At 74.5% G+C, this 17,597-nt stretch carries 16 protein-coding genes; 7 read left to right on the top strand and 9 right to left on the bottom strand.

The annotated features are described in order from the left end of the window. The first annotated feature begins 137 nt into the window (after positions 1–137). Positions 138–332 (top strand): hypothetical protein, encoded by a 195-nt coding sequence (locus AB0P06_RS04335; RefSeq protein ID WP_363604985.1) that lies wholly within the window; start codon positions 138–140, stop codon positions 330–332. A gap of 27 nt (positions 333–359) precedes the next feature. Here the strand turns inward: AB0P06_RS04335 and AB0P06_RS04330 are convergent, their stop codons facing one another. After that, positions 360–845, bottom strand: a complete 486-nt coding sequence (locus tag AB0P06_RS04330; protein ID WP_363604984.1) for a signal peptide protein — start codon at positions 843–845, stop codon at positions 360–362. Positions 846–1,089: 244 nt separating this feature from the next. Here AB0P06_RS04330 and AB0P06_RS04325 point away from each other — a divergent pair, with 244 nt between their 5' ends. Beyond that, complete coding sequence (locus tag AB0P06_RS04325) at positions 1,090–1,977, top strand: CHAD domain-containing protein (protein WP_363604983.1); 888 nt, start codon at positions 1,090–1,092, stop codon at positions 1,975–1,977. 18 nt (positions 1,978–1,995) lie between these two features. On the opposite strand, the gene AB0P06_RS04320 is transcribed toward AB0P06_RS04325, so the two are convergent. Then, the gene (locus tag AB0P06_RS04320) at positions 1,996–2,787 is read right to left on the bottom strand and encodes a uracil-DNA glycosylase (RefSeq protein ID WP_363604982.1); all 792 of its coding nucleotides are present in this window, start codon (positions 2,785–2,787) and stop codon (positions 1,996–1,998) included. A gap of 176 nt (positions 2,788–2,963) precedes the next feature. Between AB0P06_RS04320 and AB0P06_RS04315 the strand changes: the two genes are divergently transcribed. Both AB0P06_RS04315 and AB0P06_RS04310 read left to right on the top strand, forming a co-directional pair. After that, complete coding sequence (locus AB0P06_RS04315; RefSeq protein WP_363604981.1) at positions 2,964–3,947, top strand: slipin family protein; 984 nt, start codon at positions 2,964–2,966, stop codon at positions 3,945–3,947. A 91-nt stretch (positions 3,948–4,038) separates the two neighbouring features. Further along, positions 4,039–4,503 carry a CBS domain-containing protein gene (locus tag AB0P06_RS04310; RefSeq protein ID WP_363604980.1) on the top strand — a complete coding sequence of 155 codons (465 nt, stop codon included), beginning with the start codon at positions 4,039–4,041 and terminating at the stop codon, positions 4,501–4,503. Between the two features lie 47 nt (positions 4,504–4,550). Here AB0P06_RS04310 and AB0P06_RS04305 read toward each other — a convergent pair whose 3' ends face one another. The 5 genes from AB0P06_RS04305 to AB0P06_RS04285 all read right to left on the bottom strand — a co-directional run bounded on the left by AB0P06_RS04305 (position 4,551) and on the right by AB0P06_RS04285 (position 12,566). Continuing rightward, the gene (locus AB0P06_RS04305; RefSeq protein ID WP_363604979.1) at positions 4,551–7,460 is read right to left on the bottom strand and encodes an FAD-binding and (Fe-S)-binding domain-containing protein; all 2,910 of its coding nucleotides are present in this window, start codon (positions 7,458–7,460) and stop codon (positions 4,551–4,553) included. A 201-nt stretch (positions 7,461–7,661) separates the two neighbouring features. Next, positions 7,662–8,684, bottom strand: coding sequence for a glycosyltransferase (locus AB0P06_RS04300; RefSeq protein ID WP_363604978.1), 1,023 nt, complete (start codon positions 8,682–8,684; stop codon positions 7,662–7,664). Positions 8,685–8,828: 144 nt separating this feature from the next. After that, the gene (locus AB0P06_RS04295) at positions 8,829–9,509 is read right to left on the bottom strand and encodes a transglycosylase SLT domain-containing protein (RefSeq protein ID WP_363604976.1); all 681 of its coding nucleotides are present in this window, start codon (positions 9,507–9,509) and stop codon (positions 8,829–8,831) included. A gap of 573 nt (positions 9,510–10,082) precedes the next feature. Then, positions 10,083–11,003 (bottom strand): EI24 domain-containing protein, encoded by a 921-nt coding sequence (locus tag AB0P06_RS04290; protein WP_363604975.1) that lies wholly within the window; start codon positions 11,001–11,003, stop codon positions 10,083–10,085. Between the two features lie 132 nt (positions 11,004–11,135). After that, positions 11,136–12,566, bottom strand: coding sequence for an amino acid permease (locus AB0P06_RS04285; RefSeq protein ID WP_363604974.1), 1,431 nt, complete (start codon positions 12,564–12,566; stop codon positions 11,136–11,138). 275 nt (positions 12,567–12,841) lie between these two features. Between AB0P06_RS04285 and AB0P06_RS04280 the strand changes: the two genes are divergently transcribed. After that, positions 12,842–14,047, top strand: a complete 1,206-nt coding sequence (locus AB0P06_RS04280) for a metallophosphoesterase (protein WP_363605159.1) — start codon at positions 12,842–12,844, stop codon at positions 14,045–14,047. A 344-nt stretch (positions 14,048–14,391) separates the two neighbouring features. Here AB0P06_RS04280 and AB0P06_RS04275 read toward each other — a convergent pair whose 3' ends face one another. Beyond that, positions 14,392–14,625 (bottom strand): hypothetical protein, encoded by a 234-nt coding sequence (locus tag AB0P06_RS04275; protein WP_363604972.1) that lies wholly within the window; start codon positions 14,623–14,625, stop codon positions 14,392–14,394. A 139-nt stretch (positions 14,626–14,764) separates the two neighbouring features. Here AB0P06_RS04275 and AB0P06_RS04270 point away from each other — a divergent pair, with 139 nt between their 5' ends. Beyond that, on the top strand, positions 14,765–15,775 hold the full coding sequence (locus AB0P06_RS04270) for a Ku protein (protein ID WP_363604971.1): 1,011 nt from the start codon (positions 14,765–14,767) through the stop codon (positions 15,773–15,775). Positions 15,776–15,817: 42 nt separating this feature from the next. Beyond that, positions 15,818–16,099: a hypothetical protein gene (locus tag AB0P06_RS04265; protein WP_363604970.1), complete on the top strand. Its 282-nt coding sequence runs from the start codon at positions 15,818–15,820 to the stop codon at positions 16,097–16,099. 61 nt (positions 16,100–16,160) lie between these two features. Here AB0P06_RS04265 and AB0P06_RS04260 read toward each other — a convergent pair whose 3' ends face one another. Next, positions 16,161–17,549 (bottom strand): NADP-dependent succinic semialdehyde dehydrogenase, encoded by a 1,389-nt coding sequence (locus AB0P06_RS04260; protein WP_363604968.1) that lies wholly within the window; start codon positions 17,547–17,549, stop codon positions 16,161–16,163. Between the last annotated feature and the right edge of the window lie 48 nt (positions 17,550–17,597).

The following is a 17,597-nucleotide window of genomic DNA, read 5'->3' as shown; positions in this document are numbered from 1 at the left end:
GCAGGAGGGTTGAGCGGTCCGCCGGGACAGGAGGCGGTCACGCACCGGATCGGGCGGCCCGGTCCCGGGCGGCGTCCGGCGCGGTCTCCCGGCACCGGGGAACCAGGGACCAGCACGCCGCCCTGGGTGCGGCCCTGGTGGCGTCCGAGGTCGTCGGCCGCACCCCCGAGATGGCCGGTGCGACCGTCGTCGGCGACACCGACGACCCGAAGCCCCTGGACGGCCGGCGCATCGGCGGCAAGGTGATGGGCCAGGTCTTCGGCGGCGCCCTGGCCGGTCCGGTCTGGCGCGACGCCCCCGCCGGGACCTTCACCCCGGCGCCGCTGCCGTAGCGGGCGCGTCAGGCTTTTCCGGGTGAGTCAGGCGTAGAGCGCCACCCTCGGTTCGATCGTCCCTCGCCCGACCGTTCCGAGGAGCGTTCCGACGACGGTGAGCCGGTACCGCCCGGTGAGGGTGTGGTGGCCGTGGAGGACGACCTTCGCCGGGGTGAGCCGGGTGTACAGGGTGCCGGTCTGGCTGGCGAGCGGCATGGTGCGCCAGTGGCCGTCGGGTGCCAGCACTTCGAGCCGGATGTCCGACGGATCGAGGTAGGGGCCCCGCTCGGGGGACTCGACCAGGATCTGCGGCGCCACGGTCCGGTCCGTCGACGCGTCGTTGCGGTACGTGACGGTGAACACCCGCTTCCCGTGGTCGGACGGCACCGGGCTGCTGGGCAGCTCCACGAAGCCGACCGGCGGGGCACCGGTCGCCGCCTGGGCGGGGGAGGTGAGCGCGGCGGCCGGCAGGGCGGCGAGGGCCGCGACGGCCAGGGCCAGGCTCCGGCGGGGGATCTTCCGGGTGCGCACGGCACCTCCTTCGGCCGACGGCCGCGTCACCGGGCGCGTCGACGGTTCGGGCGGATCCGTATCCCTCCACCCTGCCCCCTCCCGCGGAAAGCCGCATGCGGCGGGCGCACGATCGGCCTGAGGCCGACGGCCGGTCCGATGGCCGTGCACGGGGAGATGCTCGTGCGGCACCCGTACGAGCCCTTGGCATCGATCATCTAGCCTGGAAGACGTACCGGAAGCCCCGACGAGGGGGTGAGCGCGCATGGCCGAAGCCGAGCCCACCGCGGGCCGGGTGCTGCTCGACCGGATCGGGGCGCAGGCCGCCGTACTGGCCGGGCTGGACGCGGCCGTGCGGGCGGACGAACCGGACGCGGTGCACCGGATGCGGGTCGCCTGCCGGCGGCTGCGCAGCGCGCTGCGGACGTACCGGCGACTGTTCGTCCGGGGCGCCACCGACGAGTTGGTGGCCGAGCTGCGGTGGCTGGCCTCCGCCCTCGGGCGGGCCCGGGACCGGGAGGTGCTGGCCGAGCGGCTGGTGGCGCGGGCCCGGGAGCTGCCGCCGGAGTGCGGACCCGAGCAGGTCGCGGCCGAGCTGGAGCGGTGGGGGCGGGAGGAGTACCGGCGGGTCCGGCCGGAGGTCGTCGCGGCGCTGGACAGCCCCCGGCGGCAGGCCCTGGCGGCGGGCCTGGCCGCGCTGCTCGCCGACCCTCCGCTGCGCGGGCGCGCCGAGCGGGCCGCCGTGCCGGAGCTGGCCAGGGTCGCCGCGCGCGAGCAGCGCCGGACGGCCGAGCGGGTGCGGCTGGCCCGGGCCGCCGCTGACCCGCCCGCGCGTGACCGGGCCCTGCACGAGGCGCGGAAGGCCGCGAAGCGGGCCCGTTACGCGGGGGAGACGGCGGCCCCGGCCGTCGGCCCGGCGGCGGAGCGGTACGCCGAACGGATGAAGGCGGTCCAGGAGGTGCTCGGGGAGCACCAGGACGCGGTCGTCGCGGCGACCGCCCTGCTCGAACGCGCCACCGCCCCCGGCGCCGGCCGGACCTTCGGCTACGGGGTGCTCTACGGGCAGCAGCTGGCGGCCGCCGAGGCGGCCCGGCGGGACCTCGCACCGGTGTGGGCCCGGGCGGCGAAACGGCGCCTGGCCCGCTTCGGGTAGCGGGTCTCCCGCCGGTGCTCAGTCCTCGCGCGGGGCGAGGCCCGCGGAGCGGGCGGCGGTGCGGAGCAGGTCGCGGAGCATGGCGGTGGTGAGGCGCCCGGTGTTCGTGTTGCGCGGGCTGACGTGGTAGCAGCCGTACAGCTCCAGCGGCGGGCCGCCGTCGGCGGCGGCCAGGGTGACGTGGGCGCCGTGGCCGAAGACCGGACGGGGGCGGGGGAGCAGCCAGCCGGCCGCGGCGACCGCCGGGAGCAGCGCCTGCCAGGCGAAGCCGCCGAGCGCGACCACGGTCCGGACGGTGGGCCGCATCAGCTCCAGCTCCCGGGTGATCCAGGGGCGGCAGGTGTCGCGTTCGGCGGTGGTCGGCTTGTTGTCGGGCGGGGCGCAGCGGACCGGGTCGGTGATCCGGACGCCGTGCAGGCGCAGCCCGTCCCCGTGCCGGACCGACTCGGCGCGGTTGGCCAGCCCGAGCCGGTGCAGCGCGGCGTAGAGCAGGTCGCCGGAGGGGTCGCCGGTGAAGATCCGCCCCGTGCGGTTGGCGCCGTGCGCGGCCGGGGCGAGGCCGACCAGGACGAGCGGCGCGTCGGGCGGGCCGAAGCCGGGGATCGGGCGGGCCCAGTAGTCCCAGTCCTGGTAGGCGCGGCGCTTGGTGCGGGCGGTCTCCTCGCGCCAGGCGACCAGGCGCGGGCAGGCCCGGCAGCCGGTGACGACGCGGTCGAGCACGGCCAGCCCGTCCGCGCGGGCGGCGGCCTCGGCCGGGTGACGGGGGTGGCCGGGGTCGGTGGCGGGGCCTTCGTCCGGGCGCTGGGGCATGGGCACGATCCTAGGGTTCCGTAGGGTCCCGCACCGGGCCGCCTGTACCAGGGGCGTGGGGGAGCCGTTTCGGCGGCGCCCCGGCAGGCGTAGCGTGGAACCGGTGGTTCCGGCGGACCCCGGCTCGGCCGGGTCGGTGACGGCCGGGGCGTGCTGGTGCGCGCGAGGAGACCGCGATGCTGATTTTCGATGCGGTGCTGGGGGCGGTGCTGGGGGCCATCGGGCTGGTGGGCGTCTGGGCCGGGCTGAGCCTGCGGGTCGTGCAGCAGTTCCAGCGGGGTGTGGTGTTCCGGTTCGGCCGGGTCCGCCCGCAGCTGCGGGAGCCGGGGCTGGTGGCGCTGATGCCGGTGGCGGACCGGCTGCGGCGGGTGAACGTCCAGATCGTGACGCTGCCGATCCCCGCGCAGGAGGGCATCACCCGCGACAACGTCACCGTCCGGGTGGACGCGGTGGTGTACTTCCGGGTGGAAGACCCGGTGAAGGCGATCGTCAACGTCCAGGACTACAACTTCGCGATCTCGCAGGTCGCGCAGACCTCACTGCGCTCGATCATCGGCAAGAGCGAGCTGGACGACCTGCTGGCCAACCGCGAACCGATCAACCAGGGGCTGGAGTTGATGATCGACAGCCCGGCGCTGGGCTGGGGCATCGAGATCGACCGGGTGGAGATCAAGGACGTCGCGCTGCCGGAGTCGATGAAGCGATCGATGTCCCGGCAGGCGGAGGCCGAGCGGGAGCGCCGGGCGCGGATCATCACCGCGGACGGCGAGTACCAGGCGTCGGCGCGGCTGTCGGAGGCGGCGGCGGTGATGAGCGCGACCCCCGCGGCGCTCCAACTGCGGCTGCTGCAGACCGTGGTGGAGGTGGCCGCGGAGAAGAACTCGACCCTGGTGCTGCCCTTCCCGGTGGAGCTGCTGCGGTTCCTGGACAGCGCGACCGACGCGCACCACCGGTCGGCGGCGCAGGCCGAGGAGCCGTCGGCGGAGGTCGGGACGGGCGCGGCGGAGGCCGTGGCGCCCGGGGTGGAGCAGCTCGAACTTCCCCCGTTGGAAGAGCTGTTGGAACAGTCGCCGCTGGACGCGCCGGACGGCGTGGCGCACCCGGAGCCGGGCAGGCGGGAGAGTGGGCAGGACGGGCCGCGGGTCGAGCGGGCCGGGTGACGGCGGCGGTGGCGCGGCGCCCGGTGGCGGAGGCCCCCGGGCCGGACCACGATGGAGTAACGGGAGTGGCAGGCACGTCAGGAGGCCGATCATGACCAGAGCCAGCGACATCATGCACCAGGGGGCGGAGTGCGTGGGTGAGCACGAGACCCTCGCCGACGCGGCCCGGATCATGCGGGAACGGCACGTCGGGGCGCTGCCGATCTGCGGCGAGCAGCAGAAGCTGCTGGGCATCCTCACCGACCGGGACATCGTGCTGAAGTGCGTTGCCGAGGGCCGGGATCCGGCGCGGGTGACCGCCGGTGAACTGGCCCAGGGCCGGCCGATGACCGTGGAGGCGGACGAGGACACCGAACAGGTCCTGCGGGTGATGGAGCAGTACCGGGTGCGGCGGCTGCCGGTGATCAACCACCCGGAGCACGAACTCGTCGGGATGATCAGCGAGGCGGACATCGCGCGCGGGCTGCCGCAGGCCAGGGTCGCGGAGTTCGTGTCCGCGGTCTGCGCCGAGGAGGAGCCGGCGGCGGAGAGCGCCACGAGCGCCCAGGGCGGCTGACCCGGGGCCCGGGAACCACCCGGGCGCCGCCGCTCCCGCCCGGGGGTTCAGGCCCCGGGCGCCTCCCGCAGCGCCCGCGCCATCAGCTCCGCCAGGTGCAGGGACTGGCGCCCCTGGGCGAGTTGGGAGATCTGGGTACGGCAGCTGAAGCCGTCGGCCAGGATCACGGTGTCGGCGGACGCGGCCCGGACCTCGGGCAGCAGGACCCGCTCGGCGATCGCCACCGAGACCTCGAAGTGCCCCTGCTCGAAGCCGAAGTTGCCGGCCAGTCCGCAGCAGCCGGAGTCCAGCACGCGGTTGTGCAGGCCCATCCGGGCCTCGACCCGGCGGTCGGCGGCGGTGCCGAGGACGGCGTGCTGGTGGCAGTGGGTCTGGGTGATGGCGTCCAGCGGGAGCCGCGGGAGCGGGGCGTCCGGCGCGTACGCGTCGATGAACTCGGCGAAGGTTCGGGTCCGTTCGGCCGCCGGGCGGCCTTCGGGGCCGAGCAGGCGGGGCAGGTCCTCGCGCAGGGTGGCGGTGCAGCTCGGGTCCATGCCGACCACGGGGGTGTCGGCCGGCAGCCCGGTGCCGGCCAGCGCGCGCAGGCTGCGGCGCATCACCCGCCGGGCGGTGCCGAGTTGGCCGGTGGAGTACCAGGTCAGGCCGCAGCAGACCGGCCCGGACGGCAGCCGGACGTCGAAGCCCAGATGCTCCAGTACCTCGACGGCGGAGCGCAGCACGCCGGGCTGGAGATGCTCGGAGAAGGTGTCCGGCCAGAGCAGGACGGGCCGCGCGCCCACCGGGGCGGGGTGCGCGGCGCGGTGGCGCCGGTACCAGCGGGTGAAGGTCTCCGGCGGGAAGACCGGGACCACCCGCCGCGGGTCGATCCCGCCGAGCCGCTTCAGCGGGCCCGCGACGGGGGAGCGGGCGATCAGGTTGGCCGCGCCGGGGGCGAGGGCGGCGGCCCGCAGCCAGAGCGGCAGCCAGCCCATCGAGAGGTGCGCGGCCGGCCGCGGCCGGTGCCGGTAGTGCTGGTACAGGAACTCGGTCCGGTAGGTGGCCATGTCGACGTGGACGGGGCAGTCGCTCGCGCACCCCTTGCAGCCGAGGCAGAGGTCCAGGGCCTCCCGGACCTCCGGCGAGCGCCAGCCGTCCGGGATCGACTCGCCGCGCAGCATCTCGGCGAGCAGCCGGGCCCGGCCCCGGGTGGAGTGGCGTTCCTCGCTGGTCGCCATGTAGCTGGGGCACATCACCCCGGTGCTGGTGTCGACGCACTTGCCGACCCCGACGCACCGGTGCACGGCCTTCAGCAGGCTGCCGTCGTCACCCGGGTACGGGAGCGCGAGCGGCAGCGGGCGGACCGGCCCGGCGAAGCGCAGATCGGCGTCCAGCGGGCGCGGGTCCACCAGCACACCCGGGTTGAGGACGTTGCCCGGATCCCAGATCCGCTTGAACTCCCCGAACAGGCCGATGATTTCGGACGGGTACATCCGGCTCAGCAACTCGGCGCGGGCCTGGCCGTCGCCGTGCTCACCGGAGAGCGAACCGCCGTACGAGACCACGAGATCGGCCGCCTGCTCCATGAACTCCCGGAAGACCAGCACCCCTTGGGGCTCGGTCAACGGAAAGTCGATCCGCAGGTGGACGCAGCCCTCGCCGAAGTGCCCGTACGGAACGCCGCGCAGACTGTGGCGGCGAAGCAGCGCCCGCAGGTCGCGCAGATAGTCGCCGAGCCGCTCCGGCGGCACCGCGGAGTCCTCCCACCCGGGCCAGGCCTCGATCCCCCCTCCGGCCGCGCCGCCCGGCAGCCGGGTGACGATCCCGGCGGCGGCCTCGCGCACCCCCCAGAGCTGCCGCTGCTCGCCGGGATCGGTCACCACGGTGGCGGTGGCCGGGCGCTCCCGCCGTACGGTGTCGGCGAGGAGGCGCGCGGCGTCGAGCGCCTCGGCCGGCGTCGTGCCGCCGGTCTCCAGGAAGAGCCAGCACGCGCCCTCGGGCAGCCGGTCCAGCGCGGGCGGTCGGGGGCCGGCCGCGAGCAGGGCGGCGATCAGGTCGGCGGCCATGCCCTCGACGGTCAGCGGGCGCAGCGGCAGCAGGGCGGGGACGGCGTCGGCGGCCGCGCCCTCGTCGGGGTAGCCGGCCACCACCAGGGCGCGGGCGGCCGGCTCCTCGACCAGGCGGACGGTGGCGCCGAGCAGCAGCGCGCAGGTGCCCTCGGTGCCGGTGAGCGCGCGGGCGAGGTGGTGGCCGTGCTCGGGCAGCAGCGCGTCCAGCGGGTAGCCGGAGGTGCGGCGCGGCAGGCTCGGCATGCCCTGGCGGATGGTGGCCAGGTTGCGGTCGGTGAAGTCCTGGAGGTCCCGGTGGAGTTCGCCGACCCGGCCGGGGAGCGCCCGCAGCGCGGCGCGTTCGGCGGGGCCGAGCGCGCCGCCGACGGTCAGTTCGGTGCCGTCGGCGAGCAGCAGGTCCAGCGACTCGACGTTGTCGCTGGTGCGGCCCCAGACCACCGAGTGCGCACCGCAGGAGTCGTTGCCGATCATGCCGCCGAGCGTGCACCGGCTGTGCGTGGACGGGTCCGGCCCGAACCGCAGACCGTGGCGGCGGGCGGCCCGTTGCAGGTCGTCCAGGACGGCGCCGGGCTCGACCCGGGCGGTGCGGCGCTCCGGGTCCACGTCGAGGACGGCGCCGAGGTGGCGGCGGAAGTCCAGCACGACGGCTCCCGGGCCGATCGCCTGCCCGCCGACGCTGGTGCCGGCCCCGCGCGCCACCACCGGAACGCCGTACTGCCCGCAGAGCGCGAGCGCCGTGCGCACGTCGTCCAGGTCGGCCGGTTTGACCACGCCGAGTGGCAGGTGGCGGTAGTTGGACGCGTCCTGGCTGTAGACGGCCCGCTCGGCCGCGCCGAACCGGACCTCGCCGCGCAGTGTGGCGGCCAGCTCGCGGGCCAGATCGGTGCCGGGGGTGGCGGAGGGGCGGCTCATACGGGTCCTCCCGGTACGGTTCGGCGGGCGGGGCGGCAGAGGTCCCGCCGATCATCGCAGCCGGACGCCGGGACGGGTACGGGCCACCCCGGCGTGCGGCCGACGGAGTGGCGCGTACCCGCACCCGGCCCTGGCACCCGCACCCGCCTTCGACCCGGGCGCCGTCGGACCGGGTCGTTCACCGGGCCGTTCACCGGGCCGTCAGGCCGAGGCCTTCCGGCGGGCCGAGCCGGTGAGCGTCCCGCGCGCGATGTGCGAGAGCTTGGCCATCTCGAAGGCCGGGTAGGCGCCGCCCGCCAGCAACGAGAACTTGACGCCCTCGCGACCGGCCGGCCGCCGGTGGCCCGGGGGCTGGAACCGGCGGTGGTGTTCGGCGGCGCGGTGGAAGAACTGGGGGCGCTCGGCGCGGGCCACGCACCCGGCGAGGTCGAAGACGAACAGGTAGTGCCGGATCATCCGGGTGAAGAGGGCGTCGCGGACGGCGTCCAGCCCGGGCCGCTCGTCCAGCAGGGCGAAGCTCCGCTCGTACTGCTCGAAGATGTCGAAGCGGCTGCTGCCGGGCGAGCCCACGGGGTGGACGGTCTCCCGGCGCCGCAACTGGACGCAGGCGCGCGGCAGGACGGCGATCCGCCCGGCGGCCAGCATCGCCCGGTGGGCGACCGGGATCTCCTCGTACCGGCCGTCGGGGAAGGCGAGGCCGTGGTCGTGCCAGAGGTCGCGGCGCAGCAGCCGGTCCCAGACCAGGGCGGGCGCGCCGAACAGCGCGGGCCGGTCGAGCGGCCCGGCCACCTCCGGCCCGGCCTCGGCCAGCAGTGTCTCCGCGCCACCAGGCCAGTCGCGCCCGGCGTGGTGGCGGGTGTGCCCGAAGAGCAGGACGTCCACCGGCCCGGTCCGGTCGAGCCGGTCGGCCAGCGTCCGGAGGCCGTCCCGGGGCAGCAGGTGGTCGGCGTCCAGGAACAGCAGGTACTCGCCCACCGCCCGGGCGGCCCCCGCGTTGCGGCTGACACCGACGCCGACGGCCGCGTCGAGGCGGAGGACGGAGATCCGGGGGTGGCGCGCCGCGAAGGCGTCCACGAGACCGGCCGGGCAGTCGGGGGAGCGGTCCGCGACCACGACGACCTCGAAGTCGCGGAAGGACTGGCCGACGAGTGAGTCCAGGCAGTCCGCCAGCTGTTTCCGCTGGTCATAGGCGGGGAGCACGACGCTGATCAGGGGTGAGGGCATGACGCCGGAGCGTAGGAGCGCCTGCGGGAGGTGGCAAAGCCCCGCAGGCGCTCAATTCTGATCAATACCCGTCAAACCGTACGTACGTCCGCCATATCTTCACCCGGTATGCCGGATGTGTCCACGCCGGTGAGCCGCCGCCGATCAGTACCAGTGGTGGGACTGCCAGAAGGACCAGGCGCCGCAGGGGCTGCCGTAACGGGAGTTCATGTAGTCCAGGCCCCACTTGATCTGGGTGGCGGGGTTGGTGCGCCAGTCGGAGCCGGCGGAGGCCATCTTGGAGGCGGGGAGGGCCTGGACCAGGCCGTAGGCGCCGGAGGAGGCGTTGGTGGCGCTGGGGTTCCAGCTGCTCTCGTGGGAGACGATGTTGCTGAAGCACTGGAACTGGCCGGCCGGGACCATCTGGGCGGCGATCTCGCGGGGGCTGCCGGAGTACGTGGGCTTGCTGTTGAGGTCGGAGCGCGCCTGGGAGCGGGAGGCGGCGGCCTCGGCGTCCGCCTTGGCCTTCGCGTCGGCCTCGGCCTGAGCGGCGGCCTGCGCCTGGGCGGCGGCGTCCGCCTCGGCCTGAGCCTGGGCGGCGGCCTGCGCCTCTGCCTGCGCCTGTGCCTCGGCCTCCGCCTGGGCGGCGGCGGCAGCCGTCGCGTCCGCCTGGGCCTGGTCCCCGACCGGTCGGCCGTCCACGGAGACACCGGCCACCGGGGCGGCGGCCTCGGTGCCGTTGCCGCCGCTCTGCGGGATGGCGAGGGCGGCGGTGGCCGCGCCGGCCACCACGAGGGTGGTGACACCGGTGATCAGGGAGTTTCGGCGGGCATGGCTGAGCTGCATGGAGCGGGCGATCCTTTTCCGTCGGGGGCCGTGCCGGTGGCACGCGGGGGCCGGACATCGCGCGAGCGTGCTCGGGGGAGCGGGCCCGCGGTGCCGTCCGGGACGGCCGTGGCGCCCCGGCGGAGGAACTGCGGGGCGGGCGGGGTGCGCGGTGGGTGGTGCGGTCCGCGCTGCCTGGCGACGGGCCATTCTTGGCAGAGCCCGGGACGGGCGGCAAAGGCGCTCGGTACTACGGCCGGTAGTGGACACGGCGGGTGCGGACGACGAAGCGCCCGGCCGAGGCCGGGCGCTTTGAAAGGTTTTGTCCGATTGAGGCAATCGATGGGCCCGGGGCGCCTCGTCGTCGAACGACGGGGTGGAGCGGGCCGGTGGCCTGGGTTCTTCCGGGGCGGCGGGGAGTGCCCGCGCCCCGGAGCCCCGGGTGGGCGGCGCGCGTCCGTCCGCCGGAGCCGGTCCGGCCCGGGGGTGACCACTATCGGCGGCAGTAGGTGGCAAAACCCGTGTGGGCGGCCTCACACGCCGGGGCGGCCCGGGCGGCGGGGAGTGGCGCAGGGTGACCGGCGGGTCACCGGTTCAGGGGGTCGGGTGCGGGTCGGGCCCGGCGACCGCCCGCGGAGGAGCGCTCGCGTACGGGTTGCCCGGGACGGGCGGCCCGGACCGGTCGTAGGGGGGCACATCCGGCACGGCCTCCCCGCCGACGGCCTCCGGTCCGTCGGCGCCCGCCTCCGTGCCCGCCTCCGCATCCTCGGCGCCCTCCTCGACCGGCACCAGGTCGCGGGCCAGCAGCGTGGCACCGGCCACCGCGCCGGGCATGGCGAGGACCGTCACCAGCGGGATCAGGAACGCCAGGATCAGCGGCACCCCGAAGCCGAGCGAGAGCCCGAGCCGGGCGCGCAGCAGCCGGATCCGTTCGCGCTGCGGCACCCCGCGCCGCTGGAGGCCCACCGCCGTCAGCTCGACCGCGAGGAAGAAGCCGGACACCAGGAACCCGGCCGCCGGTACCACCGTCTGCCCCACCACCGGGATGAACCCGCAGACGAACAGCGGGATGCCGAACCCGGCCACCCGGACCAGCACGAACAGGCTGTCCCGCGCCGCGGTCCACAGCTCGCGCCAGAGCGGGACGTCAGGCGGGGTGGGTGCGCCGCCCTCGCTCTCGTCGACCTTCGCGCAGAGCGACTCGTAGAACGGCTGCCCGACCAGCAGGGTGACCGCGGTGAAGGTGATCAGCGAGATCAGCAGCCCGCCGCCGAAGACGACCGCGGCGAGCGCGGTGCGCAGCAGGCCCTGCCACGGCGAGCCCCAGCCGTCCGCGAACGGGGTGGCCCACTCGGCGAGGTCGTCCGACCAGCCCCCGAGGAACACCAGCGCCACCGCGTACCCGGCCAGGGTGAGCAGCGCGGGCAGCATCCCGAACGCCCACCAGCGGCCGTGCCGCCCCACCCACCTCTGGCCCTTGACCAGGTATCCCATCCCCGCCGCAAGATCTCGCACAGCACGAAAGCGTAGGGGCTCCCGGTCTGCGGGTCATGTCCGTTCCGTCACGAGCGGGTACCGGAACGCCGCCGGGCCCGGAAGCCTCCGCATCGGCTTCCGGGCCCGGCGTTCCCTGGGCGGTGCGGTGGCTCAGGCAGCCGCCGCCACCGCCGTCCGCCGCCGGCGGCCCACCACGGCCGACGCCACCAGCACGATCGCTGCGGCGACCAGCGACAAGTACATCTGTTTCCGCCCGTCGGCGTCCGTGAACATGTACGCCACCACGAACCCGATCATGCCGATGGCGGTCCAGGTCAGGTACGGGTACAGCCACATCCGCACGGTCAGGCGCTCGGGGGTCTCGCGCTCGATGATCCGCCGCATCCGCAGCTGCGAGAAGCAGATCACCAGCCAGACGAAGAGCGCCACCGCACCGGAGGAGTTCAGCAGGAAGGCGAAGACGGTGTTGGGGGAGGTGTAGTTGAAGAAGACGGCGACGAAGCCGAAGACCACCGAGGAGAGGATCGCGACCCGCGGCACCCCGCGCTTGGTCACCGAGGCGAACGCCCTGGGGGCGTCCCCGCGCCGGCCGAGCGAGAAGGCCATCCGGGAGGCGGTGTACATCCCGGAGTTGAGGCAGGACAGCACGGCGGTCAGCACGATCACGTCCATCACCTGGGCGGCGCCCGGGATCCCTATGTGCTCCAGCACGGCCACGTACGGGCTGCCCTTGACCGAGGCGGCGTCCCACGGCAGCAGGGTCACCACCAGCAGGATCGAGCCGAGGTAGAAGATCCCGATCCGCCAGATCACGCTGTTGGTCGCCTTGCGGACCGCCCTCTGCGGGTCCTCCGACTCGCCGGCCGCCAGGGTGACGATCTCGCTGCCCATGAAGGCGAAGACGACCGTGAGCATGCCGGTGAACACCGCCCCCACGCCGTGCGGCAGGAAGCCGCCGTGGCCGGTCAGGTTCGTCATCCCGACCGCGTGGGTGCCGGGCAGCAGCCCGAACGCGGCCAGCGTGCCGACCACCAGGAAGGCGGCGATCGCCACCACCTTGATCCCGGCGAACCAGAACTCGAACTCGCCGTAGGAGGCGACCGAGAACAGGTTGGTCGCGGTCAGTACCGCCATCACGATCAGTGCGAACGCCCACTGCGGCACGCCCGGCATCCAGTTGTTGAGGATCTTCGCGCCGGCGGTGGCCTCCACGGCGAGCACCACGACCCAGAAGAACCAGTACAGCCAGCCGATGCTGAACCCGGCCCACCGGCCGAGCGCCCGGTCCGCGTACGCCGAGAACGAGCCGCTCTGCGGATCGGCCGCCGCCATCTCGCCGAGCATCCGCATCACCAGGACGACCAGCACGCCGGCGAGGGTGTACGAGAGCAGGATGCCGGGGCCGGTGGTCGCGATGCCCGCGCCGGAGCCGACGAACAGGCCGGCGCCGATCACACCGCCGATCGCGATCATCGACAGGTGGCGGTTCTTGAGTCCCGCCTTCAGGTGACCGTCGGCCGGGGGTGGGGTGGAGCCGCCGGCGGGGGGCGAGACGGCGGGGGTGGTGGTTTCCGCACTCATCAAGGGTGCCTGTGCCTTTCCAGCGCGGCCTGCCCCTCGGCACGTGCGCCGGAGGGTGGGGGGACGGATCCGCGCATTGCGGTGCAACCTACTTTCTCCTTCCGCATATCGGAACAACGTTCTGGTAAATGTTCGCTCACCGGACATAAAGGGGCAGGTCAGAGTGGGTGAAATGGGGTCCGGAAAAGCTCAGATCTGACGCAGCGAAAGGCGCTCGGGAGGTGCTGGAGCCCGGCGCGGGGATTCGTCAACGGGCCGTACATACTGGCGGCGTGATGATCGCCTTCTTGGTGCTCGGCCTCCTCGCCGTCCTCGCCCTGCTGACCCTGGCACACTGGTATCTCTGGCGGCGCCTGGTGCGCGACGTCTCCACGCCGGGCGGCTGGTGGCGCAGGGCCGGTACGGTGCTCGCCGTCCTGCTGCCCCTGCTCGCGGTCGGCGCCCTGGTCGGCGGGCGCGCGCTGCCGCTGGCCGTCGAGCGGTGGCTGGCCTGGCCCGGCTACCTCTGGCTCGCGGTGCTGCTCTACCTGCTGCTGGCGCTCGCCGTGGGCGAGGCCGTCCGGCCGCTGCTGCTCCGGCTGCCGCGCCGGCGCACTGTGGAGCCAGCCGCCCTGGAAGAAAAGGAAACTGATGAATCGTCGGTCATGGCCCCCTCGCCGGAGCGCCGGCTGTTCGTCGCCCGCACGGTCGCGATCGGCGCCGCGGGCGCGGCCGCGGCCGTCGTCGGCAACGGTACGTACGGCGTGCTGCGCGGGCCGCGGCTGAAGCAGGTCACCGTGCCGCTCGCGAAGCTGCCCGCGCGGGCCCACGGCTACCGGATCGCCGTCGTCAGCGACATCCACCTCGGTCCGATCCTGGGCCGCGCGCACACCCGGCGGATCGTCGACACCATCAACGGCGCGCAGCCGGACCTGATCGCCGTCGTGGGGGATCTGGTGGACGGCTCGGTGGCCGAACTCGGCCGCGAAGCCGAACCGTTGGCCCGGTTGAGGGCGCGCGACGGCGCCTACTTCGTCACCGGCAACCACGAGTACTTCTCCGGCGCCGGGCCCTGGGTCGACTTCATCCGCGAACTGGGCGTCCACCCGCTGCAGAACGCGCGGGTCGAGCTGGCCGGCTTCGACCTGGCCGGGGTCAACGACATCGCCGGGCGGGACCAGGGGGACGGCCCGGACTTCGGCAAGGCGCTCGGCGACCGCGACCGGGCCCGTACCTCCGTCCTGCTCTCGCACCAGCCGGTGACCATCCACGACGCCGTCCGGCACGGCGTCGACCTCCAGCTCTCCGGCCACACCCACGGCGGCCAGCTCTGGCCCGGCAACTACCTGGCCGAACTCGCCAACCCGACCGTGGCCGGCCTGGAACGCTACGGCGACACCCAGCTCTACGTGACCCGTGGCGCGGGCGCCTGGGGCCCACCGGTCCGGGTCGGCGCGCCGTCCGACATCACCATCGTCACGCTGGCCTCGTTGCAGGTCTGATCCCCGGTGCCCCCGCCCGGCGGCGAGGTGCCGGGCGCACCGCTCGCCGATGGGCCGCGGGGCGCCTGGCCGGCCCGGAGGTGCGGGCGGTGCGGGCGGTGCGGGGGATTGGTGTCGGGGCGACGGCATGGACTCTCCGGGGAAAGGGATTTGACGGTCCGTCACCCGGGCGGGGGCGCGAAATGATCGAATCCCGATGCTAGGGCTTGTCCGACGAATCGCGTCGCATCAGCGCGCGGCGGGAATCGTCGGACAAGCCCTGGGCGGAGGAATGTCCGAATCGGCCGAAGACACGGCACGGTGCTCTCCCCGGTCCGGGTGGCGGCCCGCCCCGGCGCCGGGGGCTACCGCTCGGTCACGTCCAGCAGGGTGATCCGTCGGGCGTCCGCCGGCCGCCCGGTGAGACGGGCGGCCAGGATCCGCGGGATGTCGCGCTCCTGCGAGTACCCGGGCAGCACGGTGACGTCCGCCCGCCGCACCCCGGCCCGGCCGGCCACCGTGTACGTCACGCGGTAGACCGTCCGCTCCGGTGGCGGGGGCGGGCAGCCGGGCCGCTCCACGCCGCGCACCGCGTCCACCTCCTCGCGCCGCCGCCCATTCTCCGCCCGGACGGGCCCGGCGGCGATCCTGTGGCCGATCGGGGTAAAGGCGGGCAGAGTGGGAATCTCCGGAGCGGGATGCTCCGATGAGCGGGAACCTCCGGGAAGGGGCGACCCCATGCAGACCACCTGGAAGGGGACGATCAGCTTCGGGCTGGTCAGCATCCCCGTTCACCTGTACTCCGCCACCCAGGAGCACGACGTCCCGCTGCACCAGGTGCACGCCAGGGACGGGGGCCGGGTGCGGATGAAGCGGTACTGCGAGCGGGAGGAGAAGGAGGTCCCGTACGCGGAGATCGCCAAGGGCTACGAGTCGCCCGACGGGCGGACCGTCACGCTCACCGACGAGGACCTCGCCGACCTGCCGCTGCCCAGCAAGAAGATCATCGACGTGCTGGCCTTCGTCGACGCCGCCGAGATCGACCCGCTGATGTTCTCCAAGGCGTACTACGTCGGCGTCGCCGACCAGGCCGCCGCCAAGCCGTACGCCCTGCTGCGCGACGCGCTCACCGAGTCCGGTCGGATCGCGGTCACCAAGATCGCGCTGCGGACCAGGGAGTCGCCGGCCGTCCTGCGGGTGCACGACGGGACACTGGTGCTCCAGACCTGCATCTGGCCCGACGAGGTCCGCTCGGCGGCGGGCATCGCCCCCGAGGAGGACATCGCCGTCCGGCCGCAGGAGCTCAGGATGGCGCGCTCGCTGATGGACACCCTCTCCGAGGGCTTCGACCTCTCCCAGCTCCACGACGACTACCAGCAGGCGCTCCAGCAGGTCGTCGAGGCCCGGATCCAGGGGGTGGAGGTGCCGCACGAGGAGGAGCCGGGCGAGGCGCCGGACAACGTCATCGACCTGATGGAGGCGCTGCGCAGCAGCCTCCGGCAGGCCAGGGGCGGGCACCGGGGGCGGGCAGCCGAGGCGCCGCCCGACGCGGAGGCGGCAGCCGGGGAGCCGGAGTCGGAGGCGGCGGTGCCACGCAAGCGCGCCCCCGCGAAGAAGCCCGCCGCCGGGACCCGGACCGCGAAGGAGGCGTCCGTGAAGAGCGCGACCGCGAAGAGCGCGTCAGTGAAGAGCACAACCGCGAAGAAGACCACCACCAGGAAGTCCGCAGCTCCCCGCAAGGCCTCGTGAGCTGCTCACCGGCAGTCCCCCCGACGTCCGGAGGCGATCCAGATGGACCTGTTGACCTACAAGGAACTCGACACCGGCCCCGAAGCCCCGCAGCATCCGAGCCGGGCGCACCGGGCCTGGCACGCCCTGCTCGGCCTCAGCCCGACGGCGGTCGTGTTCATGGTCGCGCTCTCGCTCGGGCTCGGCGCGATCGGAGCGCAGGTGAGCTGGCTCCCGATGCTGGTGATCTTCAGCATCGTGTGGGGCCTGACCCTGATCGCGCTGGGCGGCGTGGTCGCGCGCTGGCTGACGCCCGGCCGGGGCAGGCACCGCATGGCGGGCTGACCCGGCCGGGGACGCCGACCGGAGGGGCGGGTCGGACGCCGGTCGGCGGGTGTGCCGGGGTTCAGGCGAGCCACACCGTGGTGACGTTGCAGAACTCCCGGATCCCGTGCCCGGACAGCTCCCGCCCGAACCCCGAGCGCTTGACGCCGCCGAACGGCAGCGCCGGGTGCGAGGCCGTCATGCCGTTGAAGAACACCCCACCCGCCTGGATGTCCCGGACGAAGCGCTCCTGCTCGGCCGGGTCGTCGGTCCAGACGTTGGAGCTGAGCCCGAACGGCGTGTCGTTGGCCAGGGCCACCGCCTCGTCCAGGTCCGCCGCCCGGTAGACGGTGGCGACCGGCCCGAAGGTCTCCTCCTGGTGGACGCGCATCGCCGGGGTGATGCCGGTCAGGACGGTCGGCTCGTAGAACCAGCCGCCGTCCCACCCCTCGGGGCGACGGCCGCCGCACTCCACCCGGGCGCCGTGCGCGCGGGCGTCCTCGACCAGTTCCTCCAGGTCGGCGCGGCCCTGGCGGCTGGCCAGCGGGCCGACGTCCGTCGCCTCGTCCAGCGGGTCGCCGACCGTCAGCGCCCGCATCGCCTCGGTGAACGCGGCGGTGAACCGCTCGTAGACGTCCGTGTGCACGATGAAGCGCTTGGCGGCGATGCAGGACTGCCCGTTGTTCTGCGCCCGGGCGCGGACGGCGGTGCGCACGGCGGCGTCCAGGTCGGCGCTCGGCAGCACCACGAACGGGTCGCTGCCGCCCAGCTCCAGCACGGCCTTCTTCACCTCGTCCGCGGCCGTCGCGGCGACCGCCCGCCCGGCCGGCTCGCTGCCGGTGAGCGTGACCGCGGCCACCCGGCGGTCGCGGATCACGTCTTCGACGGCGTCCGAGCCGATCAGCAGCGTCTGGAAGCAGCCCTCGGGGAAGCCGGCCCGGCGGAACAGCTCCTCCAGGGCCAGCGCGGTGCGGGGCACGTTGGACGCGTGCTTGAGCAGGCCGACATTGCCCGCCATCAGCGCGGGCGCGGCGAACCGGACGACCTGCCAGAGGGGGAAGTTCCAGGGCATCACGGCCAGCACCACGCCGAGCGGACGGTAGCGGACGTAGGCGCGGGCGGCGCCGGAGTCGGCGACGTCGGCCTGGTCCGGGTGCTCGTCGGCGAGCAGTTCCTCGGCGTGCTCGGCGTACCAGCGCATCGCCTTGGCGCACTTGGCGGTCTCGGCGCGGGCGGCCGTCAGCGGTTTGCCCATCTCCTCGGTCATCGTGCGGGAGACGGCCTCCTGGTCCTCGTCCAGCAGGTCGGCGGCGCGGCGCAGCAGTTCGGCGCGGTGGGCGAAGGAGGTGAGGCGGTGGGCGCCGAAGGCGGCCTCGGCGCGGGCCAGCCGCTGCTCGACACCGGCGGCGTCGAGCGGTTCGAAGGTCTCCAGGGTCTTGCCGGTCGCGGGGTTGACGCTGGCGATGGGCATCGGGGGCTCCCAGAGGGTCGCGGTCCGTGGGGTCTGATCCTCCACCCT

It is taken from the genome of Kitasatospora sp. NPDC088351 (assembly GCF_040685575.1).
Classification (GTDB): Bacteria; Actinomycetota; Actinomycetes; order Streptomycetales; family Streptomycetaceae; genus Kitasatospora.
The sequence above is the reverse complement of the archived record's forward strand: the minus strand, read 5'-3'. Positions and strand labels throughout refer to the sequence as shown.

What these genes read in the sequence shown, in the direction of transcription:
- AB0P06_RS04325 (WP_363604983.1), top strand. Translation starts at nt 1,090, where the DNA reads ATGGCCGAAGCCGAGCCCACCGCGGGCCGGGTGCTGCTCGACCGGATC.
- AB0P06_RS04320 (WP_363604982.1), bottom strand. Translation starts at nt 2,787, where the DNA reads ATGCCCCAGCGCCCGGACGAAGGCCCCGCCACCGACCCCGGCCACCCC.
- AB0P06_RS04315 (WP_363604981.1), top strand. Translation starts at nt 2,964, where the DNA reads ATGCTGATTTTCGATGCGGTGCTGGGGGCGGTGCTGGGGGCCATCGGG.
- AB0P06_RS04310 (WP_363604980.1), top strand. Translation starts at nt 4,039, where the DNA reads ATGACCAGAGCCAGCGACATCATGCACCAGGGGGCGGAGTGCGTGGGT.
- AB0P06_RS04305 (WP_363604979.1), bottom strand. Translation starts at nt 7,460, where the DNA reads ATGAGCCGCCCCTCCGCCACCCCCGGCACCGATCTGGCCCGCGAGCTG.
- AB0P06_RS04300 (WP_363604978.1), bottom strand. Translation starts at nt 8,684, where the DNA reads ATGCCCTCACCCCTGATCAGCGTCGTGCTCCCCGCCTATGACCAGCGG.
- AB0P06_RS04295 (WP_363604976.1), bottom strand. Translation starts at nt 9,509, where the DNA reads ATGCAGCTCAGCCATGCCCGCCGAAACTCCCTGATCACCGGTGTCACC.
- AB0P06_RS04285 (WP_363604974.1), bottom strand. Translation starts at nt 12,566, where the DNA reads ATGAGTGCGGAAACCACCACCCCCGCCGTCTCGCCCCCCGCCGGCGGC.
- AB0P06_RS04280 (WP_363605159.1), top strand. Translation starts at nt 12,842, where the DNA reads ATGATCGCCTTCTTGGTGCTCGGCCTCCTCGCCGTCCTCGCCCTGCTG.
- AB0P06_RS04270 (WP_363604971.1), top strand. Translation starts at nt 14,765, where the DNA reads ATGCAGACCACCTGGAAGGGGACGATCAGCTTCGGGCTGGTCAGCATC.
- AB0P06_RS04265 (WP_363604970.1), top strand. Translation starts at nt 15,818, where the DNA reads ATGGACCTGTTGACCTACAAGGAACTCGACACCGGCCCCGAAGCCCCG.
- AB0P06_RS04260 (WP_363604968.1), bottom strand. Translation starts at nt 17,549, where the DNA reads ATGCCCATCGCCAGCGTCAACCCCGCGACCGGCAAGACCCTGGAGACC.